Genomic DNA, 25757 nt, shown 5'->3' on the forward strand with positions numbered 1-25757 from the left:
GCCGGTTTTCCGCTTTTTCCGGCCGCCGGCCATCAGCCGGCGCCTCAATGGCCCGCTCGGCGCAAAATGCCGGTCGGGCCATTGTTCTTTGGCGGGCCGCCGGCCTCTACAATCCGGGCATGACTCATTTCCTGCATACCGCCGATTGGCAGATCGGCCGTCAATACGGCCAGTTCGAGACCGACGATGCCGCCTTGCTGGCCGAGGCCCGTTTCGATGTCGTGGCCCGCATTGCCGCGCTGGCCGCCGAGCGCCAGGTGGACGCGGTGCTGGTGGCCGGCGATGTCTTCGACACGCAGGGCGTGTCCGATCGCACCATCCGCCGCCTGTTCGCCGCGCTGGCCGCCTACAGCGGGCCGTGGGTCATGATTGCAGGCAACCACGACGCCGCGCTGGCCGACAGCGTCTGGAGCCGCGCCGCGCAACTGGACTGCATTGCGCCCAACGTGCACGTGCCGCTGCTTCCGGGGGTGGTGGACCTGCCCGCGCAGAACCTGGCCGTGCTGGCCGCGCCGCTGACCCAGCGGCACACCTATGATGACGTGACGCAGGCCTTCGACGCCATGGACACCGAGCCGGGCCGCCTGCGCATCGGCCTGGCGCACGGCAGCGTGGCGGGCCGGCTGCCCGACACCATCGACGCCACCAACCCCATCGCGCCCGACCGCTCCGCCCGTGCGCGGCTGGATTACCTGGCGCTGGGCGACTGGCACGGCTGCCTGGCCATCGACGAACGCACCTGGTATGCCGGCACGCCCGAACAGGATCGCTTTCGCGGCAACGAGCCGGGCTATGTGCTGGACGTGCGCATTGCGGCGCCGGGGGCGGTGCCCAGGGTGGAACGCGTGGCCACCGGCAAGTACCGCTGGTCGGCCTGGACCGAAACGCTCAGCCTGCCCACCGATGCCCAGGCGTTGGCGCAGCGCCTGGCGGGCCTGCGGGGCGAAGACGTCTTGCGGCTGGAATTGCAGGGCCACGTCAACGTGCCCACCTGGGAAGCGCTGCAACGGGCGGTAGACCAGGCCGCCGCCCAGGCGCGCGCCGTGCTGCCGGACTTCTCCGGCCTGCTGCTCGAACCCGACGAGGCCGACCTGGCGCAACTGGGCGCCAGCGGCTACGTGGGCGAAGTGGCGACGCAATTGCAGGCGATGCAGGCCGACCCGGAACAGGCGGCCGTTGCCAGCGAGGCGTTGCGCTTGCTGTTGCGGTTCCAGCGCGACGGGGCAGGGGGCAATGCCGCGCCCCGGGACGCTGCCGGCCGTGACGCCGCAACCCAGGGGAGCCTGCAATGAAGCTCTCGCGTATCGCCCTGGAAGAATTTCGCAAGTTCCGCCAGCCCCTGGTGCTGGACGATCTGCAAGACGGCCTGAACCTGTTCGTCGGCCCCAACGAGGCCGGCAAGAGCACGGTGGCCGCGGCCATTCGCGCGGCGTTCCTGGAACGCTACAGCACCCGCACCGTGGCCGACCTGGCGCCGCGCGGCGAATCCGGCGCGCGCCCCAGCGTGGAACTGGCGTTCGCCCACGCGGGTCACGACTATCTCTTGAAAAAGCAGTTCCTGTCGCGCGCGCGCTGCGAATTGCTGATCGACAACGGCGCCCAGCGCCTGGAGGGCGAAGAGGCCGAGAACGCGCTGGCCGCCTTGCTGGGCTTCGAGCTGGCCACGCGGGGGCAGAGCAAGCCCGACCTGGCCGGTGTGCCCGGGCTGCTGTGGATCCAGCAGGGTGACGGCCAGAACCTGCGCGCGGCCGCGGGTCATGCCGATGGCCATCTGCGCGAGACGCTGACACAGCTGTCGGGCGAACTGGCCTCGGGCGATGGCGACCGGCTATACGAACGCGTGGCCGCCGAACGCGCGGCGCTGCTCGATGCGCGCAACGGCCGCCCCAAGGGCATCTACAAAGACGCCGAAGACGCCCTGGCCAGCGCCCAGGCCGAACGCGACACCTGCGCGGCCGCCAAGGCCCAGCTGGACGCCGACGTCGACCGCCTGGCCAGCCTGCGCGCCGAGCACGCGCGCGCCGACGCCGGCCAGCCCTGGAAGGACTTCGAGGCCCGCGCCGCCGATGCCCGGGCCCGCCTGGCGGCGGTCGCGAAAGAGCGCGAGGCCTTCGACGGCCTGCAACGCGAACAGCGCCAGGCCGCGCAGACGCTGGCAGTGCTGCAAGAGCAGGTGCGCCGCGATCAGCAGGATGAGGCCGATCTGCGCGCCCTGACGGACGAAGCCGCCGCTGCGCGCGCCCGCGTGCAGGACGCCCAAGAGCCGCTGGCCCGCGCCCGCAAGCAGCGCGACACGCATGCCACCGCCGCCGAACAGGCCCGCCAGCGCGTCGCCGCGGTGCAGGCCGTGGCCGACCGGCATGACCTGGAACACCAGTTGCAACAGCTGGACCGCGACGTCGAACGCCTGGACGGTGCGCTGAAAGAAGCCACTACCTTGATCGAACAAGGCTCGGCGCTGAAGGTCGAAGCCGTGCGCCTCGAGATCGCCGACGCCGACATCCAGGCGCTGCGCAAAAGCGAACGCGCTCTGGGCGACCTGCAATTGCAGCAGCAGGCCATCGCCACGCGCGTGGCCTATACCTTCGAGCCTGGCCGCGAAGTGCGGCTGGACGGCGCGGCGCTGTCGGGCAACGGGGAAGTGCTGTTGACCGCTGCGGCCGACCTTGATCTGCCCGGCGTGGGCCGCCTGCGTATCGAACCCGGCGGCAAGGACCTGCCGGCGCTGATGCGCGAACTGGCCGAAGCGCGCGCCGCCAGCGCCGCGCTGCTGTCGCGCCTGGGCGTGGCCAATGCCGCCGATGCCGAAGAACGCCACGCCCGCAGCACCGCCTTGCAGCGCGAGCTGGACGCCATGCGCAAGACCCTGGCCATTCATGCGCCCAAGGGCATCGACGTGTTGCGCGGCCAACGTGACGACGCCCTGGCCCGCCGCAGCGCCTTGCGCGAGCGGCTGGCGGCGCTGCCGCCCGCGGCCGACGCAGGCGATGTCGACCTGCCCGCCGCGCGCCAGGCGCTGCGCGATGCCGAGAGCAGCGCGGTCCAGGCGACGGAAGCGCTCGCAGCGGCCCAGCGCGCGCTGGATGCCGACAGCGCACGCGCCCAGTTGCTGGAAACCCAGGCCGCCGCGCGCGGCGCCGATCTGCAATCGCCCGAACGTGCGGCGCAGCGCCAGGCCCGCGCCGGCCGGCTGGCCGAGGCGCGCAGCGGCCACGACCTGCTCGAACATCGCCTGCAAGCCGCGCAGGCGGCGCTGGCAGCGCTGCGCCCCGAGCTGCTGGAACAGGATGCGCTGCGGTTTGAAAAGTCCGCCGCGATCGAGCGCGACGCCCAGCACAAGCGCCATAGCGACATCCAGCAATTGCTGGGCAAGCTGGAACAGGCGGGCGCGCAGGGCCTGGGCGAACGGCTGTCCGAGGCGCAAGCCGCCTGCGAACGCCTGCAACGCCGCCGCGATGAATTCCTGCGCCGCGCGCAGGCGCTGGACCTCTTGTCCACCTTGCTGGCCGCCAAACGCGATGCCGCTACCCAACGCCTGCAAGCCCCGCTGGCGCGTCGCCTCGGCCACTACCTGGGCCTGCTGTTCCCGGATTCCGCGCTGCGACTCGACGACGCGTTGTTGCCCGCCGCCTTGCAACGCGCCGGCGCGGAGGACCCGCTGGACGCGCTCAGCTTCGGCACCCGCGAACAGCTGGGTATCCTGGCGCGCTTTGCCTACGCCGATCTGCTGCGCGAGGCAGGCCGGCCGACCCTGCTGGTGCTGGACGACGCGCTGGTGCACACCGACGACGTCCGCCGCGACCTGATGAAGCGCGCACTGTTCGATGCCGCGACGCGTCACCAGGTGCTGATGTTCACCTGCCATGGCGACGCCTGGCGCGACTTGGGCGTCGAACAGCGGCGCATCGGCGCGATGGAGACCCCGTGAAAGCCCGACAACAGATCATCGATGGCTTCGACAGCCTCAGCCCGCGGCTGCAAGTGGCCGCGCGCTTTGTCATCGACCATCCCAACGAAGTCGTCATCGGCTCGATGCGCACGCTGGCCGAGCGCGCGGGCGTGCCGCCTGCCACGCTGGTGCGGCTGGCGCAGCAGTTGGGCTATGGCGGCTGGCCGGAATTGAAGTCGGCGTTTGCCGGCGACCTGGGGCTGAACGGGCAGGGCTACGGCGAACGCGCCCGCAGCCTGGCCCAGCGCAGCCGCCGGCCGGACTTGCTGGATGACCTGTTTCGCGCGCAGCAGGCGGCGCTGGCAGCCACCGCGGAGCAATGCCTGCCATCGCTCAAGGCCGCCGCCAAGTTGCTCAAGCAGGCGCGCCAGGTGCACGTGGCGGGCTTTCGCGCCAGCTTTTCCATCGCCCATTCGCTGGTCTACGGCTACCGGCTGTTCCGCAACAGCGTGCACCTGGTCGACGGCCTGGGCGGCAATCTGCAGATGCAGTTGCGCGCCATCGAGCCGCGCGACGTGGTGGTCGCCATCAGCTTTGCGCCGTATTCCAGCGAAAGCCTGGCGGTGGCAGATGCGGCGCGCGCAGCGGGGGCATCGCTGATCGCGCTGACCGACAGCGACGCCTCGCCGCTCGCGCGCGCCGCGCAGGTGACGGTGCTGTATTCCGTGGCCGGCGCCTCGTTCTTCCCGTCGGTCACCGCGGCCATGGGCGTGACCGAAGCGCTGCTGGGCTTGCTGGTTGCCGAAGGCGGCGGCGACGTGGTGGCGCGCCTGAAGCGCAACGAACAGGACCTGGTGGAATCCGGCGCCTATCTGCCGTTGGGTTCGCGTTATTGACCGTTGCCCGTGCAAACCCGGGATTGCGCCGGGTGGGTGCGTTTGTTAAGGTGTTTTGAAACGAACGTTTCTTATAGATAAATAAAGATTCGTTTGTTTCTTTTTGCTGAAGCGACTTTGCCGAAGCCGATTCCGCTGCAACCAAGGACACACCCATAATGAACAAGCCCTGGCGCGTCGCCATCGCAGGGTTCCATATCGAATCGGTCAGCTTCCTGCCGATCGAGGCCACCAAAGCCGATTTCGACGCCGTTGCGCTGCGCGGCGAACAGATCCTGACCGAACTGCGCGGCACCAATACGGTGATCGGCGGCTTCATCCAGGTCTGCGAGGCCCAGGGCATCGAGATGGTCCCGCTGGTTCACACCGCGCTGGGCGCGGTGGGGCCGGCGTCGGACGAGGCCGTGGCCTGCTACGCCGATGAGATCGCGCAGGGCGTGCGGCAGCACGCCGACTCGCTCGATGGCGTACTGCTGTTCCTGCATGGCGCCTGCTGGGCGCCATCGTATCCCGACCCTGAACGCCATTTCCTGAGGCTCGTGCGCCAGGCCCTGGGGCCGGACAAGCCGTTGATGGTGGCGTTCGACTATCACGGCAACCTGGACGCCGATTCGCTCGAGTGTGTCACCGCACCGTTCGCCTACCGCCGCTCGCCCCACACCGATACCGGCGAAACCGGCGCGCGCGCGGCCGATTGCCTGGCGCGCACGCTGCGCGGCGAGATCGCGCCGGTGTGGGCCATCGCCAAGCCGGACGTGCTGGTGCCCAGCATCTTCAGCGCCACCGCCTTGCAGCCGCTCGCGGGCATCATCGACGCCGGCAAGCAGCGGGACGCGGCGTGCGCGGGTTACAGCGATACGTCCGTCATGGCGGGCTTTTCCTATGCCGATGCGCACAACACGGGCTTTTCGGTGCTGTGCGTGCGCGACGCCGACCGCGCGGGCGCCCAGGCTGCGGCCGATGCGCTGGCTGGGCAGATCCATGCGCAACGCCATGCCTTGTATCGGCCATTGCCGGTGTACGAGATCGACGCGGCGGTCGACCAGGTGCTGGCGCAATTGCGCCGCGAACCGGCCGCCGGGCGGCCCTATGTGCTGCTCGAACATGCCGACCGCATGAACGATTCGACGTACCTGCTGGACGCGTTGCTGCAGCGGGGCGTGACGCGCGCGGCGGTGCCCTTCATCTGGGACGCGGCCGCCGCGCAGCAAGCGGCCCAGGCCGGCGCGGGACGATGCATCCGGTTGCGGCTGGGCGCGCACAGCTCGGACAAGGCCGGCCCCAAGCTCGAGGTCGACGCCCGCGTGCTGTGGGCCGGGCCGAAGCAGTACCGGGTGTCCGGCGACTACATGCGCGGCATGCCGGTGGACCTGGGCGTCAGCGCCTTGCTGGACGTGAACGGCATCTCGGTCAGCGTGGTCAGCCATTTCGCCTTCGCGGTCGACGGCGACGCCTTCACGCAGTTCGGCCTGCGGCCCGAGGATTTCGATATCATCGTGCTGCGTTCCAAAACCCATTTCCGCGCGTTCTACGGACCCCTGGCGCGCGACATCCTTATCGTCGATACACCCGACTATGGCGTGGCGGACCTGCGCAAGCTGCCGTACCGGCATGTCGACGTCACGCGCGCCTTTCCGTTTGTCGATGCGCCTAACGCGGGCGCGTTCCCGGCAGGCGATGCGCCAGCCGCCAGCGCCGGCCCGGCTTGACGACGGCTGGCCGCGCCGGTAGCCTATCCGGGTTCCTTCTCGAACGTCTATCGATCCCCATGACCGACGTCACGCCTTTCGCCGATTCCGCTTTCGCTGCCCATGCAGCGGGCGCCGGCGCGCGTGCCAACCGTCGGCACGCGGCATCGCCTCCTGTCTTTTCTCCTGTCGTCTGCACGGTCGTTTCGCCGCCGCAGTCGCCGCCCAGGGCTGTCCGGCCGGTCTTTGTCCGGCCCGTGGCATCGCCGCCGGTGGCGCCGCCGCGCGGCGTCGTGACGGGTGTATCGGGTGTATCGGGCGCTTATCCGCCGGTTGCTCCGGTCGCGCCTGTGACTCCCGTCACGCCCGTCGTCGGCTGATCGCCGCAGACTTTCCGCTCCCGCCTCGTTGCCCGTTTCATCCGCGCTGATGCGCCGACGCCTGTGCGTCCGCCGCGCGCCTGACGGTGCCTGGCCTGCTTGAGCATCCGGACTTATGCGTCCTGACGCGCCTGCCGGCCGCGGGAGCCTGTTCCTTTCCTGACAGGTAGAACCCTTCATGTCTTTCAATCGCAATACGTGGACCGCCTATGGGTCCACCACCTTGTTCGTGCTGCTGTGGAGCGCCGGCGCGATCTTCGCCAAATGGGGCCTGGCGCATGCCTCGGCCTTCGGCTTCCTGCTGGCGCGCTTCATCCTGGCCCTGGCGGTGCTGTGCGTGCTGGCGCGGCTGCGACGCGGGGCGCTGCTGCCCGCGCCGGGCACCCGCGGCATCGTCGCGCTGACGGGCCTCTTGTTGATCGGCAGCTACTCCATCTGCTATCTGCTGGCGCTGGACCACGGCATCACGCCGGGCGTGTTGGCCACGTTGCTGGGCGCGCAGCCCATCCTGACGCTGGCGCTGATGGAGCGGCGCTATCCGCCCGCGCGGCTGGCGGGCCTGTTCCTGGCGTTGTGCGGCCTGGTGATGGTGGTGTACCAGAGCATCGGCATGGCGCGCTTTTCCGTGGCCGGCATGGTGTTCGCGTTTGCCGCGCTGGCCAGCATGACGGCCGGCGCGATCCTGCAAAAGCGCGTGCGCCAGGCGCCGATGGACGTCATGCCGTTGCAGTACGCCGTCAGCCTGGCGCTGTGCCTGGTGTTCGTGCCGTTCCAGCCGATCCGGGTGGAATGGAACATCGGCTTCATCGTGCCGCTGCTGTGGATGGGCCTGGTGATCTCGGTGGGGGCCACGCTGTTGTTCTACCGCATGATCCAGGCGGGCAACCTCGTCAACGTCACCAGCCTGTTTTACCTGGTGCCGGCCGGCACGGCGGCGCTGGACTACCTGGTGCTGGGCAACCGCCTGTCCGCGCTGAGCCTGGCGGGCATGGCAGCGATCCTGCTGGGATTGATGCTGGTGCTGCGCACGCCGGCGGCGGCTCGGCCTGCGGGCTGAGGTAGCGTTTGGCGCGGTGTCGTCGGTCGATCTCGAGCCGTGTTCGGCCTGACCCGCTGGCGCCGGACCCGACCGGGTTCGGCGCCGCGCGCAAGCGGGCGCGTTACGCGTGCTCGACCTGTTCCTGGCCGGCCCAGTGGCCGCTGACCAGCTGGGCAGGCCGCTCGCACGCGTGAACCCGTGCGCACACCGACCACGCATCCAGTCGTACGTTCAGGCCGGCATAGACGCCATGCCCGGCACCGGCTTCGATCCGCCCCTCGGCGCACACGCCTTCGCCTGCGCGGATCGAGCCTTCCGCACAGATATCCTCGCCCGCGATCAAACCCCAGCCCGTGGCCAGGTGGCCGCCGCAACGAATGGAGGCGCCAGCCTGGATGCCGCTGGCCGCGTCAATGTCCTTGCCCGCCTGCACTTCGCCGCCGGCCTTGATGCCCTGGCCGCATTTCAGGGCGCCTTGCACCTGGATGTCCTGGCCGGCCCGCAGGTGGCCGGTCACGGCCAAGTCCTGCCCGGCGCAGATGTCCCACTTGGCCCGCAGGTTGCCGCGGCAATCCAGCGCCGTCGCAACCTCGATGCCCCATTCGGCCGACACGTCGCCACCGGCACGCAGATCGCCTGCGCTGGCAATGTTGCCGCCGGCTACGATGTTCTCGCCCGCCACGATCGATTCCCCGGCCCGGATGCCGCCGCCGGTGACGATGCTGCGCCCGGCGCGCACCACGCTGTCCACCGTGATGCCCATGCGCACTTCCAGCGTGCCGGCAAAGACGATGGCGGTGGCGTCCAGCGTGTCCAGCTTGAGCACCGCGTCGGTGGGGCCGAACTGATCCAGCAGCCAGCAGGCGTCGCCCACGCGCCCGTCGGCCACCAGGGCATCCAGGACGGCCTGGTAGTCCCCCTGTCCGTTGTGGTCCCGCAGGAACCATTTGTAGCCCCCGGCGCAGGGGTTCTTGGCTTTGACGAATTTCTTGGTGAGTTGCATGGCGCTAAATGGCGATCAAGGCGTGACGCCGCCGCCGGACGACGCCGGCAGGCGGAGTGGAAACGTGGCCAGGCGCCCGGCCAAATGGCAGGGCGGTCGTGCCGGACGGCATCCGGCCCAGGCGCGAGTACCGTCAGGCGGTCAGGCGTACCCAGGGCCGGCGGCAGGCCGGTGGCTTAGAGAGAAAGGGAAGGGCGAAGCCGGCCGATCAGCCGGGCTTGGAGCGCGCGTAGGCGGAACGCGCGGCGACTTCCTGCGAGCTCAACAAGGTCGAGCGCAGGGCGCAGAGGGCGCAGGCAGCGGATGAGAGAAGAGAGAATTCAGTTCGCACGGGGCGAATGGTAGCAGAGGGGGCAAGACCTGCCCCGCCCCAGAGGAGCGAGGCAAGAATAGCCGCCCGGCCGCCCGAAGGCCGGGCAGCCCCCTCCGGCCAGCAAATGAAGCCGTGCGGAATCGGAGTCTGCAACGGCGCGTCGCAAGAATAGCCGTCCGGCCGCCCGGCCGCCCGAAGGCCGGACAGCCCCCCTCCGGCCAGCAAATGAAGCCGTGCGGAATCGGAGCCTGCAACGGCGCGTCGCAAGAATAGCCGTCCGGCCGCCCGGCCGCCCGAAGGCCGGGCAGCCCCCTCGGGGGGCAGCAAGCGCGCAACGCGCGCGCAGCGTGGGGGCCTTAATTCGTCGACTGGATGTTGCGTTCCTTGGCGATGCGTTGGCGCAGCTCCAATTCACGCTTGATCTGCGCCGCGTATTCCGCAGGCGTGTTGCCGTCCACCAGCGAACCGCCATCGGCCAGGCGCTGGATGATCTTGGGATCCTTCAGCGCCTTGACGGTGGCGTCGTGGATGCGGTCGATCACGGCCTGGGGCGTGCCGGCGGGGGCGACCAGGCCGTACCAGGCCATGTTGTCCATTTCCGGCAGGCCCCCTTCCTTGAACGTGGGCACGTCCGGCAGTGTGGGCAGGCGGCTGGGCGCGGCCACGGCCAGGGCGCGCAGCTTGCCGGCCTGGATGTGGGGCATGGACGAGGGCAGGTTGTCGAACTGGGCGTTGACCTGGCCGGCGATCACGTCGTTCAGGGCCGGGCCCGAACCGCGGTAGGGCACGTGCACCATGTCGGTCTGGGTCAGCGACTTGAACAGTTCGCCGTCCAGGTGGCCGATGCCGCCCGCGCCCGACGAGGCATAGCTGTACTTGCCCGGGTTGGCCTTGAGCAGGGCGACGAACTCGGTCAACGACTTGGCGGGTACCGCCGGGTTCACCGTCAGGACATTGGGCACGTTCACCATATTGGTGATGGGCGCGAAATCCTTGAGCGGGTTGTACGGGTTCTTGGGGTTGGTGGCCGGGTTGGTGGCCATGGTGCTGACGGTGGCCACGCCCAGCGTGTAGCCGTCGGGGGTGGAGCGCGCCAGGGCGTCGGCGCCGATCGAGCCGCCGCCGCCGCCGCGGTTTTCCACGACCACGGCCTGGCCAAGCTCGCGGCCCAGGCCTTCGGCCACGACGCGCGCGACGATGTCGGTGGTGCCGCCGGCCGCGAACGGCACGATCAGGCGGATGGGGCGGTTGGGATAGGCATCGGCGGCCTGTACGGCGGAACTAAAGCAGACGCCTGCGATGGCGGCGGCCAGGACGGCCTTGGCTTGGGACAGCACGGTCAAGAGTCTTCTCCATATTTTTTGAAATCCGACCCGGCCGGCTTCGATGGCCGGCGTCGGTGAAGCGCGCCTGGCTCGGATTCTGGCCAGGCCGACACTTCGTGGGCGCCATTGCACACAGTTCCAGCCAGTGGGTCAATCGGGATTCCCCCGCCCGGCGTGGGGGTATTTGTCCCGGCTTGCCAGGTCGCCGAAAATAGGGGCAGAAGCCGGAAAAAACGTATGCTGACAATAACTTGAACGCTATCGGGGCCAGAACGCGTGCGCAATGATTGCGCAGCGATCGTGCTGTCTTTAGCCCGGTACGCGCATAAATCGCTGCATAACTTACAAGAATCTGATATTTTTCGGATGAGATTCTTGGCCGGTCTTGCAAGAAAGCTATTGCGTTTGTTTCTGTCTGCGCCGTTCAATGGGCGTTGGTTGATGTCCCCACGGGGCAACGTGTAGTGCAGCGACGCACCGGGCCAGGGTTCCGTCCGTTTTTCAATCCCCGGTCTGTTTCGTCTCTCGCTGCTTGCGCTGGCGGGAGGGGGCCCGGACATTCTCGGAACGCCATGTCGCTGATACTGATCCTCGCTCTGCCGTTTGCCGGCAGCCTGTGCGCCGCGCTGCTGCCTTCCAATGCCCGCAATGCCGAGGCCTGGTTGGCGGGCATCATCGCCCTGACGTGCGCGGTTCTGGTGGGCAGCCTCTATCCTCAAGTCGCCAACGGCGGCGTCATCCGCGTGGACATGCCCTGGGCGCCCGCGCTGGGGCTGCAGTTTTCGCTGCGCATGGACGGTTACGCTTGGCTGTTCGCCCTGATCGTCTCCGGCATGGGCGCCCTGGTGGTGCTGTATGCGCGCTATTACATGTCGCCGGAAGACCCGGTGCCGCGCTTTTTCTCGTTTTTCCAGGCTTTCATGGCGGCCATGCTGGGTGTGGTGCTGTCGGGCAACCTGATCCAGCTGGTCATGTTCTGGGAAATGACCAGCCTGGCCTCGTTCATGCTGATCGCCTACTGGCATCACCGGCTGGACGCCCGCCGCGGCGCGCGCATGGCGCTGACGGTCACGGGCGCGGGCGGGCTCTGTCTGCTGGCCGGCGTGCTGATCCTGGGCCATATCGTCGGCAGCTATGACATGGACCGCGTGCTGGCGTCGGGCGACCTGGTGCGCGCCGATCCCTGGTACCCGGCCGTGCTGGTGCTGGTGGCGCTGGGCGCGCTGACCAAGAGCGCGCAATTCCCATTTCATTTCTGGCTGCCCAACGCCATGGCCGCGCCCACGCCGGTGTCGGCCTACCTGCACTCGGCCACCATGGTGAAGGCGGGGGTGTTCCTGCTGGCCCGCTTCTGGCCGGTGCTGGCCGGTACCGATGAATGGTTCTGGATCATCGGCGGCGCGGGCCTCATCACGCTGGTGCTGGGCGGCTACGCGGCTATTTTCCAGCAGGACATGAAAGGGGTGCTGGCGTATTCCACCATCAGCCACCTGGGCCTGATCACGCTGCTGCTGGGCCTGAACAGTTCGCTGGCGCTGGTGGCGGCGGTGTTCCACATGGTCAACCACGCCACCTTCAAGGCCTCGCTCTTCATGGCGGCTGGCATTGTCGACCACGAAACCGGCACCCGCGACCTGAACCGGCTGTCGGGTCTGTACAAGGCCATGCCGATCACGGCCACGCTGGCCATGGTGGCGGCGGCGTCCATGGCCGGCGTGCCGCTGCTCAACGGCTTTATCTCCAAGGAAATGTTCTTCGCCGAGACCACCTTCGTCAGCGGCGACTGGGTCACCCGCATGGGGCTGCCGCTGGCGGCCACGGTGGCGGGGGCCTTCAGCGTGGCGTATTCGCTGCGCTTCATCCTGCAAGTGTTCTTCGGCCCGCCGGCCACCGACCTGCCGCGCGCCCCGCACGAGCCGCCGCGCTGGATGCTGTTTCCCAGCGCATTGCTGGTGCTGATCTGCCTGCTGGTCGGCATCCTGCCGGGCGTGACGCTGGGCCCGTTCCTGGCCACCGCCGCGCAAAGCATCCTGGGCAACGACATGCCCGAGTACAGCCTGTCGGTCTGGCACGGCGTGAACCTGCCGCTGGTCATGAGCTTTGTGGCCATGACCTCGGGCGTGGTGCTGTACCTGGCGCTGCGCGCGCACCAGCGCGCCAACCCGGGCCGCGTGCCGTTCATCTACCGGCTCGATGGCCGCCGGTCGTTCGAGACGCTGCTGGATGGCTCCAGCGTGGCGGCCGCCTGGCTGCTGCGCTGGCTGGCCTCGTCGCGCCTGCAGGTGCAGATGCTGCTGATCGTGCTGGGCACGCTGTTCGTGGCCTGGCTGCCGCTGCGGGCAGGGGGCTGGCTGGAAGGCACCGGCCGCATGGCAAAGGTCGACCCGGCCTTTGCACTGCTGTGGCTGGTCGGGTGCGTCTGCGCCGTGGCCGCCGCTTACCAGGCCAAGTACCACCGCCTGGCATCGCTGGCCCTGGCCGGCGGCGCGGGCCTGGTCACCTGCCTGACCTTCGTCTGGTTCTCGGCGCCCGACCTGGCACTGACGCAGCTGTCGGTGGAAGTCGTGACGCTGGTGCTGTTGCTGCTGGGCCTGCGCTGGCTGCCGCGCCGCATCGAGCAGGACGAAGAAGAAGGCCTGGGCGCCACGCTGCGCGCCCGCGGCCGCCGGCTGCGCGACCTGCTGATGGCCACTGCCGCCGGCACCGGCATGGCCGCGCTGGCCTACGCGGTGCTGGTGCGTCCGCAAGGCGACACCATTTCGTCCTATTTCGTTGACCGGGCGCTGCCCGATGGCGGCGGCACCAACGTGGTCAACGTGATCCTGGTCGACTTCCGCGGCTTCGATACCTTTGGCGAAATCACGGTGCTGGGCATCGTGGCCCTCACGGTCTACGCATTGCTGCGTCGCTTCCGGCCCGCCGCCGAAAGCGCCGACCTGCCGCGCCAGCAGATCGACCAGGACGGCCCGGTGCCCGCCGCGCCCGACATCAAGACCGTCGTGCCCAAGGGCTCGATGATGGTGCCCACCGTGCTGGTGCGCCTGCTGCTGCCCACGGCCGCGCTGATCTCGGTGTATTTCCTGCTGCGCGGCCACAACCAGCCGGGCGGCGGTTTCGTCGGCGGCCTGATCTTCGCCACCGCCGTGATCCTGCAATACATGGTGGGCGGGGTGTACTGGGTGGAATCACGCAGCCGCCTGAACCCGCAGAACTGGATCGGCATCGGCCTGCTGTTCGCCGGCACCGCCGCGGTCACCGCCTGGCTGGCCTATAAACCGTTCCTGGCCGCGCTGGCCTGGGACATCGCTTTGCCGCTGGTGGGCCACGTGCACCTGTCCAGCGTGCTGCTCTTCGACCTGGGCGTCTACATGCTGGTGGTCGGGTCCACCGTGCTGGTGCTGGTGGCGCTGGCTCACCAATCGCTGCGCGCGCAACGCAAGGCGGCCGCCGAAAGCCAGGCAGCCGCCGCACAAACGGGGGAAGCCTGATGGAATTGATTTACGCCGTCGCGATCGGCGTCTTGGCGGGCTCGGGCGTCTGGCTGCTGCTGCGGCCACGGACGTTCCAGTTCATCATGGGCCTGTCGCTGGTCTCCTATGCGGTCAACCTGTTCATCTTCGGCATGGGCCGGCTCAAGTCCGGCCGCCCGCCGGTGATCGACCCGGCCATGATCAATGATCCTTCCTGGCACGCCGATCCGCTGCCGCAGGCGCTGGTGCTGACGGCTATCGTCATCGGTTTCGCCACCACCGCGCTGTTCCTGGTGGTGCTGCTGGCCTCGCGCGGCTTGACGGGCACTGACCACGTCGATGGACGGGAGTCCCAATCTTGAGTTTCTGGCTTCAACATCTTCCTGTATTGCCCATCATCACGCCGCTGCTGGCCGGCGCCGTGATGCTGCTGCTGGCCGATACCAGCCGCTACACGCGCGGCGCCATCGCCACGGTCTCGACGCTGGCCCAGCTGGTGTGGGCCATTGCGCTGCTGGCCGTGGCCGGCGGCGCGGTGCCTGGCGTCTGGCCCGACGGCGTCGGCGTCTACCTGGTGGGCGACTGGCCCGCGCCGTTCGGCATCGTGCTGGTGGTCGACCGCCTGGCCGCCGTCATGCTGACGCTGACCGCGGTGCTGGGCCTGGCGACGCTCACGTATTCGCTGGCCCGCTGGGACCGCGCGGGCGTGCATTTCCATTCGCTGTTCCAGTTCCTCCTGATGGGCTTGAACGGCGCCTTCCTGACCGGCGACCTGTTCAACCTGTTCGTGTTCTTCGAGGTCCTGCTGGCGGCGTCCTACGGCCTGCTGCTGCATGGCTCGGGCGTGGCACGCGTCAGCGCCGGCCTGCAGTACATCGCGGTCAACCTGGTCGCGTCGTTCCTGTTGCTGATCAGCATTGCGCTGATCTACGGCGTGACCGGCACGCTCAACATGGCCGACCTGGCACTGCGCGCGGGCAACCTGACCGGCGCCGACCGCATGCTGTTCGAGGCCGGCGCCGCCATCCTGGGCGTGGCCTTCCTGGTCAAGGCCGGGGCGTGGCCGCTGAACTTCTGGCTGGTCAAGGGCTATGGCTCGGCCAGCGCGCCGATCGCCGCCATGTTCTCGATCATGACCAAGGTCGGCATCTATGCGCTGCTGCGCATCGGCTCGCTGCTGCTGCCTACCGGTGCACCGGCCGCCTTCAGCCTGGACTGGATGTTCGCCGCCGGCCTGGCCACGCTGCTGTTCGGCGGCCTGGGCCTGCTCGCCACCCAGCAGCTGGAAAAAATGGTGGGGTACTGCGTCATCGTCTCGGCCGGCACGCTGCTGACCGCGCTGGGCATGCCCGGCGTGACACTGACGGGGCCGGCGCTGTTCTACCTGATCAGCTCGGTGCTGACCACGGGCGCGTTCTTCCTCTTGGCCGAACTGATCGAACGCACGCGCAGCTTCGGCGCCAACGTGCTGGCGGTCACGCTCGACGCCTTCGACCTGGATGACCCCACCTCGGTCAACCGGTCCGACGACGTCGTGGGCGTGGCCATTCCGGCCGCCATGGCGTTCCTGGGGCTGGCCTTCATCTGTTGCGCCTTGCTCGTGACCGGCCTGCCGCCGCTGTCGGGCTTCGTGGCCAAGTTCTCGCTGTTGTCGGCCGCGGTGTCGGCGGCCAACGAATCGGCGCCGCCCATGGACGCCTGGATCCTGGTGGCGGCCGTGCTGGTGTCCGGCCTGGCCGGGCTGATCGGCCTGGGCCGCACCGGCATCCGCGTGTTCTGGGCCAGCGACGACCGCAGCACGCCGCGCCTGCGCGTGATCGAAGCGGGGCCGGTTGCCATCTTGCTGCTGCTCTGCGTGGGCCTGGCGGCCGGCGCGGGCCCGGTGTCGGCCTACCTGGACGACGCCGCCCGCTCGCTGGACCAACCCAACCGCTACATCGAAGCCGTCATGTCCGCGCAGACGGTACGCGCCACCCCGGGAGGAAGCTGATGCGCCGCCTTTACTTCCTTTTCCTGCCCGTCTTCCTGTTCGTCCTGTGGCTGGTGCTGAACGAAAGCCTGTCGGCCGGACAGATCGCCCTGGGCATCGCCCTGGCGCTGTGGTTCACCTGGGCCGCCTCGCGCCTGCGCCCCTTGCGCGCCAAGCCACGGCGCCTCTGGAAGGTGATTCCGCTGTTCCTGCACGTCACGCTGGACATCATCAAGTCCAACATCGCGGTGGCCAAACTCATCCTGAACCCGCGGCGCAATGATTTTTCGCCCGGCTTCATCATGATTCCGCTGACCATGCGCGAGCCCCACGGCCTGGCCATGCTGGCCTGCATCGTGACCTACACGCCGGGCACCGTGTGGGTCGACCTGACCGACGACCATCGTCTCAAGCTGCACGTGCTGGACCTGCAGAACGAAGACGACTGGATCCGCCTGGTGCAAGACCGCTACGAGCGCCCCTTGATGGAGATCTTCGAATGAGCGCCATACTGATGAACAACGTCCTGTACCTGGCGGCGTCCTTTGCCCTGGTGTGCTTCGCGCTGGGCATGGTGTTCGCCGCCATCCGCCTGTTGCGCGGCCCCACCGCGCAAGACCGCGTGCTGGCGCTGGACACGCTGTACATCAACGGCATGCTGACCATGCTGGTGTTCGGCATCCGCTCGGGCACGTCCGTGTACTTCGACATCGCACTCCTGATCGCGCTGTTCGGCTTTGTCGGGTCCACCGCCATGGCCCGCTTCCTGTTGCGCGGCGAGGTGATCGAGCCATGATCGAAACTCCCATCCCCCTGTGGGCAGGCATTCCGGCCAGCATTCTGTTGGTACTGGGCGGCCTGCTGGCCTTGACCGGCTCGGCGGGCCTGCTGCGATTCCGCTCGTTCTACGCCCGCATCCATGCGCCGACGCTGGGCAACACCCTGGGTTGCGGCAGCGTGCTGGCCGCATCCATTCTGGTGTTTTCGTCGATGGCGGGGCGGCCGGTGTTTCACGAAGTGATCATCACGCTGTTGCTGGTGGTGTCTTCGCCGGTGACGGCGATGCTGCTGATGCGCGCGGCCACCTACCGTAACCGCCTGACGAAGGCGGATGCCGATCTGGACGCGCGCTGATTTTGCGTCGCAGCATCTGATACGTCGGCTTACGATTGCACGTTGCCTGACATGTCCCCTTTGAGGCATCGTGGGATAGTTGTATCAAGCAAACGGTGTCGGGTCTTTCGGGGCCACACCGTTCGGGTTCAATCTCTTTAAGGAGCTGACCATGAATGTACGTCCCATGCATACCAAACGCCTTGCGGCATCCCTTTGCGCGGCGGGCCTGATGCTGGCCGCCGGAGCGGTCCAGGCGGCCGACCCGATCGGCCGCGCGGGCATCCAGGCGCAATACGAACAGGATGTGGCGGCTTGCAAGAACGGCAGCACCGGCCAGGACCGTGCCGCGTGCATGCGCGAAGCCGGCGCGGCGCGCCAGGAAGCCAACCGCAAGCAACTCAGCGATGGCACCACCGAGCAGCACCAGCAGAACATGATCGACCGCTGCAACCGCCTGCCGGCCGATTCCCGCCAGGACTGCATCACCGGCATGACGCAACCCACCCAGGTGCGCGGCAGCGTGCAGGGCGGCGGCGTACTGCGTGAAACCGTGATCCAGGTGCCGGCCAATACCGTGCCGCCGGCGCCGCCGGCCCCGGGCATGGCGCCGGCTCCCGGCATGGCCCCCGCCCCGGGCATGGCCCCGCCGCCGCCCGCGCCCATGCGCTGATGAAGGCAGCCTGACCGGCTCATAACGGTCTCATGGCATCCCCTTGAGGGCGACAGCCGCCACATTCAGGCAAAATGGCGGCTGTCGCCCTTACTTACGCATATCCATGTCCGACGTCATCGCCCTGATTTTCGACTTCGACGACACGCTGGCCTCGGACAGCACGTCCGGTTTCCTGGACAGCATCGGGGTGGACACGGCGTCCTTCTGGAAAGACCAGGTGGATCCGCTGCTGTCCAAACAGGACTGGGACCCCGTTCCCGCCTACCTCTACCAGATGATCCAGCTGTCCCGCGAGGGCAAGCACGGCCTGATCACGCAGCAACGCCTGCAGGAATGGGGCGCGCGGCTCGAACTGCACGACGGCGTCACCACGCTGTTCCAGCGCCTGCGCGCGGCCGTGCGGGCCGAGCAGCCGCAGGTGCAGCTTGAGTTCTACCTGATTTCCAGCGGCATCGGCGATGTGGTGCGGTCCACGCCCATTGCGCACGAATTCACCGAAATCTGGGCCTCGGAATTCGTCTATGGCGAAGACGGCGGCATCACGTTTCCGCGCCGCATCGTCAGCTTCACCGACAAGACGCGCTACCTGTTCCACATTCAAAAGGGCATCATCGGCCGCGATTTTCGCAACAAGCCGTTCGAGGTCAACCGCAAGGTGCCCGAAGACCGCTTGCGCGTGCCGTTCGACCAGATGGTGTTCGTGGGCGACGGCTATACCGACATTCCGTGTTTCTCGCTGATCCGCCGCGCCGGCGGTTTCGCTTTTGGCGTCTGGGACCCGAAGCACCGCGACAAGCGCAGCCGCGCCTGGGGCTTCATCGAAGAAGGGCGGGTGTCGAACCTGAACCAGGCCCGCTACGACGAAAATGCCGAACTCTACCAATGGCTCGAAGAAGCGGTTACCAGCCTGGCTGGCCGCATCGCGCTGAAGTCGCGGGTGTACCGTGGTTGATCCGCTTGCCATGGCGGCCGAGCCGCCCTGGACCGCGCAGGACGCCCGCTACATGACGCTGGCGCTGGAACGGGCGCAGTCCGCCTACGACATCGGCGAAGTGCCGGTGGGTGCGCTGGTGGTCTCGGCCCAGGGAGACATCCTGGGGCAGGGCTACAACCGCACCATCATCGACCACGACCCCACGGCGCACGCCGAAATCGTCGCCTTGCGCAGCGCCGCGCGCGCGCTTGAAAACTATCGCCTGCCTGGCATCACCGTGTATGTCACGCTGGAACCCTGCGTCATGTGTATCGGCGCGATGCTGCATGCCCGGCTGGCGCGGGTGGTGTTCGGCGCCTACGACCCCAAGACGGGCGCCTGCGGCAGCGTGCTGGACGTGGGCTCGGTGCCCAAACTCAATCATCACACTTCAGTCACCGGCGGCGTGCTGGCCGAACCCTGCGGCGACCTGCTGCGCCGGTTCTTCCGCGAACGCCGCGCCAAGGAATCCATCGCATGAGCAACACCCACGATCACGACCACGAGTGCGGCGACGCCTGCGGCCACGATCACAGCCATGATCACCGCCACAACGTCCCCGACGCCCGTGGCATTTATCTGATCTCGCCGTCGTCGGCCGTGCGCGACCCGCACACCGTCGAACTGGCGCGTGAACGTCTCGCGCAGCAGGGCTTCAAGACCGCGCTGGACCGCACCGCGCTGGCCGAGCACCAGCGCTTTGCCGGCACCGATGCCCAGCGCCTGGCCAGCCTGACGCGCGCCACCAAGCAGAAGCTGCCCATCGTCATGGTGACCCGCGGCGGCTACGGCATGGGCCGGCTGCTGCACGCCATCGATTGGAAGGCCATGGCCGACAGCGGCAAGCGCTTTGTCGGCATGAGCGACTTCACCGCCTTCAACCTGGCGCTGCTGGCGCAGACCGGCGCGGTCAGCTATACCGGCGCCACGGCCATCTATGATTTCGGCGGCAAGAAGGTCGACGACCTGACCGAAGCGCTGTTCGGCGAAGTCATGCGCGGCGAACTGGAAATCCTCAGTTTCGAAACCCGGGACGCCGACCCGGTCGATTGCCGCGGCATCCTGTGGGGCGGCAATCTGGCCATGCTGGCGTCCCTGATCGGCACGCCCTACATGCCGAAGATTCGCGGCGGCATCCTGTTCCTGGAAGACGTGGCCGAACACCCGTACCGCATCGAACGCATGCTGATCCAGCTGTGGCAGGCGGGCATCCTGGGCAAGCAGAAGGCCATCGTGCTGGGCCGCTTCTCGGACTACAAGCTGGCGCCGCACGACAAGGGCTACGACCTGCACGAAGTGGTGGCGTGGCTGCGCAAGACCGTCAAGGTGCCGGTGATCACGGGCCTGCCTTACGGCCACGTGGCCACCAAGGCGACCCTGCCGATCGGCCAGAAGGTGGGCATCGCCACCGAAGACGGCCTGGCCCACCTGGTGCTGGACGAACACCACCATTGAGACGAGCCGGGCACGGCGCCCGGCCCCTCACTTCACTTCTTGAACAGCTTGTCGACCAGCGACTGCGCCTTCTGTTCGCCGCGGCGCTTGGCCTCGGCTTGCTCGGCGGGGCTCTGCGCCGCCTTGCTGCACGCGCTGGCGTGGGTGGGAAAGCGCGAGCCGCATTCCTGCGCCAGCTTGCGCGCACGGTCCCAGCTGTCGGCCTGTCCGTAGAAGCGGATGGCCTCCGGCCAGGCCAGCGCCGCATCCTTGAAGTAGTCGAATCCCTGGTTCATCACCGTTGTGGCCGGGCCGCGCTGGCCGGCGCCCAGCAGCGTGTTGGCGCGCAAGACATAGATCTGCCAGGCGCGGTCGCCTTCGGACTGCAGGTTGCGGTCCAGCAAGGCGCTGGCGCGCGCGGCAGGCTTGCCGGATTCGCCTTGCGCCAGGCTCAGCGTCAGCAAGGGCAGGGCGTGCTGGGCGGTGGGGCCGGACGCGCCCTGCGCCGCAAGCTTGCGGGCCTGAGCAAAGTCCTGCGCCTGCAAGGCTTGCTGGGCCGCATTGACCGCCTGGTAATTCTTCAGGGTAGCGGCGCTGCGGCGTTGCGCACGGGCCTTGTCCCAGGGCGCGATCGTGGCCGCGGGCCGCGGCTTGCCGGCCATCAGCGGCGTGACCTGGGCCGTCAGCGACGTCAGCCGGGCTTCGGTGCTAGGGTGGCTGACCGTGAGCTTTTTCCAGAAGTCGTCCAGACCATTGCGCAGGTCTTCGCCCGCCCCGGCCATGCCGGCGCTCAGCGAGGCCTGCATTTCCGTCAGCGGCGCGATCGTGTTGCCCTTGGCGGCGGCCTGCTTGCGGGTGTCCTGCGCGGCCGCCTGCTTGACCTGTTCGACCATGCGCTTGCGCGAGGCTTCCTGCAGTGTGGCGTTGTCGGCCTCCCAGGTGGCCTGCCGTTCCAGGAAAGCCTTGAAGCCCTGCGTGTACGAATAGCCCAGCCTCAGGCTGACGGTGGCGCCGAAGCGGTCGGCGTTTTCTTCCTGCTGACGGCTCCAGGCGGGAATCAGCACGTCTTTGCCCAGCGTGTACGAGGCAATCACGCTGTCGACAGGGTTCCAGCCGGCGGCGCTGCCGGCTTTCTGCGCCAGCGCGACGCCCACCGCGGCCAGCGTCGCGACCTGGTCGGTGGTGGCGTTGGCCGATTCCAGCTGGTGGTAGTCCAGGTAGATATGGCCGAATTCGTGGGACAGGATCGCGACGATCTCGTCTTCGGATTCGGCCGACTGCAGCCATCCGATAGACAGATAGATATTGCCCGCGCCGGTGCTCTGGGCATCCAGGGCCGGCAAAGCGGTGATGTAGACGCGGCCGGGCCAGTCGGGCACGCCCGCGGCTTCCTTGATGCGGCCCAGCAGGCCGTTCAGGTAGGCCTGCATGTCGGGCATGGACACCAGGCCCATCTGCGCGGCGCGTTGGTTGCGCGCATCGCGCTCGGCATCCGGCCACAGGCGGCCCGTGGGCGGCGGCGGCAGTTCGCCGGTCTTGACGGAAAACGTGCTGCCGCCAGGCAGGTTGGCGCAGCCGGCCAGGGCCAGCGCCAACGTCAGGGGGGCGAGCCGCAAGGCGTATCGGGTAGGCATCGGCATGTCAGCGGCAGGCGTTCTCGCCCGCGCCGGCGGTGGACCCCGTGGGGCCGGGCACGCGCTTGATCACCGGTCCGCACTGGGCCGCGGAATTGCGCGACACGCGCACCTGCATGCTGTCCACCCAATAGTCGCCGCCGTCCACCTTGACGCGGTAGAACTCTTCGCGGGTTTCCAGCACGGGCCAGGGCATGCCTTGGCCATCGGATTTGGCCGCGGGGGTGGTGCCGCCTGGCTGGGCATAGAGCGGCAGGGGCTTGATGCTGACGCCTACGATCTGGTCGGCGGCGACTGCCGGCGTGGCAGAGACAGCCAGCACCGCCGCAGTGGCGGCGATCAGGGAGGAAAGCGGGGTCATGCGGGGCTACTCCTGGTGAAGTTTGGCGGAAGGTTCCTGCTGGGGGGCGGGCGTGGGCGCGGCGGGCCGGTTCCCGGGTTTGCCGATAAGAAATTCGGTGATCTTGTTGGTCCAGCCCAGCCAGTGCGCGGCCAGGGCCAGGATCGCCAGGTCGACGATGGGCAAGGTGCCGACATCCACATAGGCCTGGGCGATCAGCACGATGAGCATGACGGCCAGCGAAGACAGCAGGATGGTGCCGATCTTGCGCAGCCCCAGGGCCAGCACGATCACGAGCTTGCCGCCGGCTTTGCGGGCGAGCCAGCGGCGCGAGGCCCGATCCGCCGCCACGCGGGCCAGCAGGCGGGCGCGCGCCGAAAGGCTTGGCGCCGCGGCCAGCGCCGCGAGCGGGGCCGGCAGGGGGGCGGAGGCGCCATCCGGGTTCGTCGCTTCGAAATGCCACTGCGTCGGCGCCACCAGCCACTTTCTGGCGCGGGCGCTGCGTTCGCGCAGGCGCCGGGCCAGCCACTGGGCCAGCCAATGCAGGAAATGCGCGGCCATCACGACCGGAATGCCCAGCAGCCACAAGATGTTCGGCCAGATATCCCATTCCACCGCGCGCTTGTAGCGGTCCTGGTAGGTCAGCAGGTTGTCCAGCGCCATGGCGTGCATGAACACGCCGGGAATGACGTCATGCACGGGCGACAATACCGTGTCGTTGAAGCCACTCAGCGCGCCGCCGATCATGACGTAGCGGCCGCGAAGCAGGTCGTCCAGCCGGGCCTCGTCGGCGTCCGCGGCCCGCAATTCGGACAAGGCCAGCGTGCGGGTGTAGGGGCACACCGGCATGTCGGCATCGGCCTGGCCCAGCAGTTTGCGCAGATAGGCCGGCAGCATTTCGCCGATGCCGCCGCGGGCCAGGCGGCAGTCAGGCGTGAAGCGGCGCTGGTCCAGGTTGTTCACGCCCCAGGTCAAGGCCATGGCGTCGCGCGTCCGGGGCAAGGTGATGCCTGCCGCGTCCTGCGCGATGGCCAGGGCGGCGCTGCGCGTGTCGGGGTCGGACCAGAGCGGGTAACTCCAGACCAGCCGGTCGACCTTGCTGGGTGCATAACGCACATCCACCAAGGTGAAACAAGGCGCTTGCCCGAGCGGGTTGGTCAACCCCGGCCGTATCCGCAGCGCGCCATCGGCGCCGGGCAGGGCGGCCAGGAATACCGGCACGCCCGCGTCGCGTAGCTCGCACAGGGCCGACATCAGCTCAGGCAGCGTCGGGTCGTCGCGCTCGCGGTCGAAGGTGATGTCCAGGAACAGGGCGCGGGGTTGGTGGATCAGGCCGATATTGCGCAGCCAGCGGGCATGCGTGCGGTAGGGCACCGGCCAGGCGCCTTTTTGCGGGTCCAGCGAATCGTCATCGATCAGCACGACGGTGGTGTCGTTGCGGTGCGCGGGGCTGTAGTAGCCGCCCACCAGCCGGGCCTGCAGGCGCGCCACGGCGTAGGTCAGCAGATCGGAACTGGGCGCCAGCCGGGGCGTGGCCCACAGCATGACGATCGCGACGAGCGCGGCGATGACGAGTGACCGGAAATAGAACCTGATGTTTCCGGAGGACGAGGAGGTATCGGTCACGGGCGGGGAAGATGGGATCAGCCGACAGGGGCCGGCAGGCAAACCATGCGATTTTTCGTTGCAATACTACCCCATTTAATACAAATGTTTACGTTAAGACAACAAATGGTACGGGCCGATGCTGTCGGGCGATACCGCGAAGGCCGGAGGGACTCCCCCGCTTGGTCGGGCTTGGTACACTATCGGGTTTCGCCGGATGCGTCCCTGGACGCCCGCGACCTTCGCAACTCACTCCTCCCCCAGCCAAAACCACCGTGATATCCACCGCCAATCTCACCATCCAGTTCGGTCCCAAGCCCCTTTTCGAGAACGTCAGCGTCAAGTTCGGGGAAGGCAACCGCTACGGGCTGATCGGGGCCAACGGGTCCGGCAAGTCCACGTTCATGAAGATCATCGGCGGCGACCTGGAGTCGTCGGCGGGCAACGTGTCGCTGGAACCCGGCGTGCGCCTGGGCAAGCTGCGCCAGGACCAGTTCGCCTTCGAAGACCTGCGCGTGCTGGACGTGGTCATGATGGGCCACACCGAGATGTGGGCCGCGATGTCCGAGCGTGACGCCATCTACGCGAATCCGGAAGCCACCGAAGACGACTACATGCGCGCGGCCGACCTTGAAGCCAAGTTCGCCGAGTACGACGGCTACACCGCCGAAGCCCGCGCGGGCGAGCTGCTGCTGGGCCTGGAAATCGCCGTCGACCAGCACAACCTGCCGATGCGCGAAGTGGCGCCGGGCTGGAAGCTGCGCGTGCTGCTGGCGCAGGCGCTGTTCTCGAATCCCGACGTGCTGCTGCTGGACGAACCGACCAACAACCTGGACATCAACACGATCCGCTGGCTGGAAAACGTGCTCAACGGCTACCAGAGCACGATGATCATCATCAGCCACGATCGTCACTTCCTGAACCAGGTGTGCACGCACATGGCCGACGTGGATTACGGTGAAATCCGCATCTACCCGGGCAACTACGACGACTACATGCTGGCCTCGACCCAGGCCCGCGAACGCCTGGTGTCCAACAACGCCAAGGCCAAGGAACGCGTGGCCGAACTGCAGGACTTCGTGCGCCGCTTCGCCGCCAACAAGTCCAAGTCGCGCCAGGCCACTTCGCGCCTGAAGCAGATCGACCGCATCAAGGCCGAGCAGGTCGTGGTCAAGCCGTCGTCGCGCCAGAACCCGTACATCCGCTTCGAGCAGAACAAGGTCATGCACCGCCTGGCCGTCACGGTCGAAAACCTGACCAAGGCCTACGACGCGCCCGTGATCCGCAACTTCTCGGCCATGGTCGATGCCGGCGAAAAGATCGCCATCATCGGCGCCAACGGCGTGGGCAAGACCACCTTGCTGCGCCTGTTGGCCACCGAACTGGCGCCGGATTCGGGCTCGGTCAAATGGTCTGACAACGCCGACCTGGGCTACATGGCCCAGGACGTGTCCGACCAGTTCCTGCAAACCGACATCAACCTGCTGGACTGGATGGGCGACCATCGCCAGCCGGGCGACGACGACCAGTCGATCCGTTCGGTGCTGGGCCGCCTGCTGTTCTCGGCCGACGACCTGCCCAAGGCGCCCAAGGTACTGTCGGGCGGCGAAAAGAACCGCATGACCTTCGGCCGCCTGATGCTGGGCCGGCACAACGTCATGCTGCTCGACGAACCGACCAACCACCTGGACATGGAATCGATCGAGTCGCTGCAATTCGCGCTGGAAAAGTACGAAGGCACCCTGGTGTTCGTGTCGCACGACCGTGAATTCGTGTCGGGCCTGGCCACCCGCGTGATCGAAATCCTGCCCTCGGGCGAGATCGTCGACTACCGTGGCGGCTACGAAGACTACCTTTCCTCGCGCGGCATCGAGGCCTGATGGCCGGCGTCTGACGCGCGGGCTTGCGGCATCCGGCCCGCTGTTCAGGCTCGCTTTTCAGACTCATTCCTGGATTTCCCTGGCGGCCGGCTGAACCTCGTTCAGCCTGCCGCAATCCTGCTGGGCTATC

21 protein-coding genes are annotated in these 25757 nt (G+C 68.0%); 16 read left to right on the forward strand and 5 right to left on the reverse strand.

Annotation, left to right across the window (positions count from 1 at the left end; translation table 11 throughout):
• Positions 1-119 precede the first annotated feature (119 nt).
• The 5 genes from AC3WMR_RS10515 (at position 120) to AC3WMR_RS10535 (ending at position 7910) form a co-directional block, all read left to right on the forward strand.
• On the forward strand, positions 120-1292 hold the full coding sequence (locus AC3WMR_RS10515; protein ID WP_492263048.1) for a metallophosphoesterase family protein: 1173 nt from the start codon (positions 120-122) through the stop codon (positions 1290-1292).
• Entirely contained in the window at positions 1289-3928 is a 2640-nt protein-coding gene (locus tag AC3WMR_RS10520; RefSeq protein ID WP_492263049.1) for an AAA family ATPase, read from the forward strand. The genes AC3WMR_RS10515 and AC3WMR_RS10520 overlap by 4 nt, the downstream gene beginning before the upstream one ends.
• Positions 3925-4785 carry a MurR/RpiR family transcriptional regulator gene (locus AC3WMR_RS10525; protein WP_492263050.1) on the forward strand — a complete coding sequence of 287 codons (861 nt, stop codon included), beginning with the start codon at positions 3925-3927 and terminating at the stop codon, positions 4783-4785. The genes AC3WMR_RS10520 and AC3WMR_RS10525 overlap by 4 nt, the downstream gene beginning before the upstream one ends.
• A gap of 158 nt (positions 4786-4943) precedes the next feature.
• Entirely contained in the window at positions 4944-6494 is a 1551-nt protein-coding gene (locus AC3WMR_RS10530) for a M81 family metallopeptidase (RefSeq protein WP_492263051.1), read from the forward strand.
• A 537-nt stretch (positions 6495-7031) separates the two neighbouring features.
• Complete coding sequence (locus tag AC3WMR_RS10535; RefSeq protein WP_492263052.1) at positions 7032-7910, forward strand: DMT family transporter; 879 nt, start codon at positions 7032-7034, stop codon at positions 7908-7910.
• A gap of 103 nt (positions 7911-8013) precedes the next feature.
• Here AC3WMR_RS10535 and AC3WMR_RS10540 read toward each other — a convergent pair whose 3' ends face one another.
• Both AC3WMR_RS10540 and AC3WMR_RS10545 read right to left on the reverse strand, forming a co-directional pair.
• Positions 8014-8895 (reverse strand): hypothetical protein, encoded by an 882-nt coding sequence (locus AC3WMR_RS10540; protein WP_492263053.1) that lies wholly within the window; start codon positions 8893-8895, stop codon positions 8014-8016.
• Positions 8896-9564: 669 nt separating this feature from the next.
• Positions 9565-10551 (reverse strand): tripartite tricarboxylate transporter substrate binding protein BugE, encoded by a 987-nt coding sequence (locus AC3WMR_RS10545; protein ID WP_175193790.1) that lies wholly within the window; start codon positions 10549-10551, stop codon positions 9565-9567.
• A gap of 554 nt (positions 10552-11105) precedes the next feature.
• Between AC3WMR_RS10545 and AC3WMR_RS10550 the strand changes: the two genes are divergently transcribed.
• The 10 genes from AC3WMR_RS10550 to AC3WMR_RS10595 all read left to right on the forward strand — a co-directional run bounded on the left by AC3WMR_RS10550 (position 11106) and on the right by AC3WMR_RS10595 (position 20189).
• Complete coding sequence (locus AC3WMR_RS10550; protein WP_492263054.1) at positions 11106-14021, forward strand: monovalent cation/H+ antiporter subunit A; 2916 nt, start codon at positions 11106-11108, stop codon at positions 14019-14021.
• Positions 14021-14365, forward strand: a complete 345-nt coding sequence (locus tag AC3WMR_RS10555; protein WP_199163556.1) for a Na+/H+ antiporter subunit C — start codon at positions 14021-14023, stop codon at positions 14363-14365. Before AC3WMR_RS10550 ends, AC3WMR_RS10555 begins: the two co-directional genes overlap by 1 nt.
• On the forward strand, positions 14362-15993 hold the full coding sequence (locus tag AC3WMR_RS10560; protein ID WP_492263055.1) for a monovalent cation/H+ antiporter subunit D: 1632 nt from the start codon (positions 14362-14364) through the stop codon (positions 15991-15993). Before AC3WMR_RS10555 ends, AC3WMR_RS10560 begins: the two co-directional genes overlap by 4 nt.
• Positions 15993-16475, forward strand: a complete 483-nt coding sequence (locus AC3WMR_RS10565; RefSeq protein ID WP_029953604.1) for a Na+/H+ antiporter subunit E — start codon at positions 15993-15995, stop codon at positions 16473-16475. The genes AC3WMR_RS10560 and AC3WMR_RS10565 overlap by 1 nt, the downstream gene beginning before the upstream one ends.
• Before the next feature lie 11 nt (positions 16476-16486).
• Positions 16487-16768, forward strand: a complete 282-nt coding sequence (locus AC3WMR_RS10570) for a K+/H+ antiporter subunit F (RefSeq protein WP_029953605.1) — start codon at positions 16487-16489, stop codon at positions 16766-16768.
• Positions 16765-17106, forward strand: a complete 342-nt coding sequence (mnhG, locus tag AC3WMR_RS10575; RefSeq protein ID WP_492263056.1) for a monovalent cation/H(+) antiporter subunit G — start codon at positions 16765-16767, stop codon at positions 17104-17106. Before AC3WMR_RS10570 ends, mnhG begins: the two co-directional genes overlap by 4 nt.
• A 151-nt stretch (positions 17107-17257) precedes the next feature.
• Positions 17258-17758 carry a hypothetical protein gene (locus AC3WMR_RS10580; RefSeq protein ID WP_029953606.1) on the forward strand — a complete coding sequence of 167 codons (501 nt, stop codon included), beginning with the start codon at positions 17258-17260 and terminating at the stop codon, positions 17756-17758.
• 106 nt (positions 17759-17864) lie between these two features.
• Positions 17865-18713: an HAD family hydrolase gene (locus AC3WMR_RS10585; protein WP_492263057.1), complete on the forward strand. Its 849-nt coding sequence runs from the start codon at positions 17865-17867 to the stop codon at positions 18711-18713.
• A gap of 10 nt (positions 18714-18723) precedes the next feature.
• Complete coding sequence (tadA, locus tag AC3WMR_RS10590; RefSeq protein WP_492263309.1) at positions 18724-19215, forward strand: tRNA adenosine(34) deaminase TadA; 492 nt, start codon at positions 18724-18726, stop codon at positions 19213-19215.
• Positions 19212-20189: an LD-carboxypeptidase gene (locus tag AC3WMR_RS10595; RefSeq protein ID WP_492263058.1), complete on the forward strand. Its 978-nt coding sequence runs from the start codon at positions 19212-19214 to the stop codon at positions 20187-20189. Before tadA ends, AC3WMR_RS10595 begins: the two co-directional genes overlap by 4 nt.
• 32 nt (positions 20190-20221) lie before the next feature.
• On the opposite strand, the gene AC3WMR_RS10600 is transcribed toward AC3WMR_RS10595, so the two are convergent.
• Genes AC3WMR_RS10600 through AC3WMR_RS10610 form a run of 3 tightly spaced genes read right to left on the reverse strand, consistent with a single transcriptional unit; the run spans position 20222 to position 23768 of the window.
• Complete coding sequence (locus AC3WMR_RS10600; protein WP_492263059.1) at positions 20222-21802, reverse strand: M48 family metalloprotease; 1581 nt, start codon at positions 21800-21802, stop codon at positions 20222-20224.
• A gap of 7 nt (positions 21803-21809) precedes the next feature.
• Positions 21810-22163 carry a hypothetical protein gene (locus tag AC3WMR_RS10605; protein ID WP_492263060.1) on the reverse strand — a complete coding sequence of 118 codons (354 nt, stop codon included), beginning with the start codon at positions 22161-22163 and terminating at the stop codon, positions 21810-21812.
• Positions 22164-22169: 6 nt separating this feature from the next.
• A complete protein-coding gene (locus tag AC3WMR_RS10610) occupies positions 22170-23768 on the reverse strand; it encodes a CHASE2 domain-containing protein (RefSeq protein WP_492263061.1) in 1599 nt (532 codons plus the stop codon).
• A 254-nt stretch (positions 23769-24022) separates the two neighbouring features.
• On the opposite strand from AC3WMR_RS10610, the gene AC3WMR_RS10615 reads away from it, so the two are divergent.
• Positions 24023-25627 (forward strand): ABC-F family ATPase, encoded by a 1605-nt coding sequence (locus AC3WMR_RS10615; protein WP_492263062.1) that lies wholly within the window; start codon positions 24023-24025, stop codon positions 25625-25627.
• The last annotated feature ends 130 nt before the right edge of the window (positions 25628-25757 follow it).

The sequence above is a fragment of the Achromobacter sp. FW305-C-28 genome, assembly GCF_058783235.1.

Bases quoted from the DNA above. Each gene is read 5' to 3' on its own strand.
- AC3WMR_RS10605 (WP_492263060.1), bottom strand. From the start codon at position 22,163: ATGACCCCGCTTTCCTCCCTGATCGCCGCCACTGCGGCGGTGCTGGCT.
- AC3WMR_RS10535 (WP_492263052.1), top strand. From the start codon at position 7,032: ATGTCTTTCAATCGCAATACGTGGACCGCCTATGGGTCCACCACCTTG.
- AC3WMR_RS10595 (WP_492263058.1), top strand. From the start codon at position 19,212: ATGAGCAACACCCACGATCACGACCACGAGTGCGGCGACGCCTGCGGC.
- AC3WMR_RS10580 (WP_029953606.1), top strand. From the start codon at position 17,258: ATGAATGTACGTCCCATGCATACCAAACGCCTTGCGGCATCCCTTTGC.
- AC3WMR_RS10540 (WP_492263053.1), bottom strand. From the start codon at position 8,895: ATGCAACTCACCAAGAAATTCGTCAAAGCCAAGAACCCCTGCGCCGGG.
- AC3WMR_RS10550 (WP_492263054.1), top strand. From the start codon at position 11,106: ATGTCGCTGATACTGATCCTCGCTCTGCCGTTTGCCGGCAGCCTGTGC.
- AC3WMR_RS10565 (WP_029953604.1), top strand. From the start codon at position 15,993: ATGCGCCGCCTTTACTTCCTTTTCCTGCCCGTCTTCCTGTTCGTCCTG.
- AC3WMR_RS10600 (WP_492263059.1), bottom strand. From the start codon at position 21,802: ATGCCTACCCGATACGCCTTGCGGCTCGCCCCCCTGACGTTGGCGCTG.
- AC3WMR_RS10585 (WP_492263057.1), top strand. From the start codon at position 17,865: ATGTCCGACGTCATCGCCCTGATTTTCGACTTCGACGACACGCTGGCC.
- tadA (WP_492263309.1), top strand. From the start codon at position 18,724: ATGGCGGCCGAGCCGCCCTGGACCGCGCAGGACGCCCGCTACATGACG.
- AC3WMR_RS10570 (WP_029953605.1), top strand. From the start codon at position 16,487: ATGAACAACGTCCTGTACCTGGCGGCGTCCTTTGCCCTGGTGTGCTTC.
- AC3WMR_RS10520 (WP_492263049.1), top strand. From the start codon at position 1,289: ATGAAGCTCTCGCGTATCGCCCTGGAAGAATTTCGCAAGTTCCGCCAG.
- AC3WMR_RS10515 (WP_492263048.1), top strand. From the start codon at position 120: ATGACTCATTTCCTGCATACCGCCGATTGGCAGATCGGCCGTCAATAC.
- mnhG (WP_492263056.1), top strand. From the start codon at position 16,765: ATGATCGAAACTCCCATCCCCCTGTGGGCAGGCATTCCGGCCAGCATT.
- AC3WMR_RS10530 (WP_492263051.1), top strand. From the start codon at position 4,944: ATGAACAAGCCCTGGCGCGTCGCCATCGCAGGGTTCCATATCGAATCG.
- AC3WMR_RS10555 (WP_199163556.1), top strand. From the start codon at position 14,021: ATGGAATTGATTTACGCCGTCGCGATCGGCGTCTTGGCGGGCTCGGGC.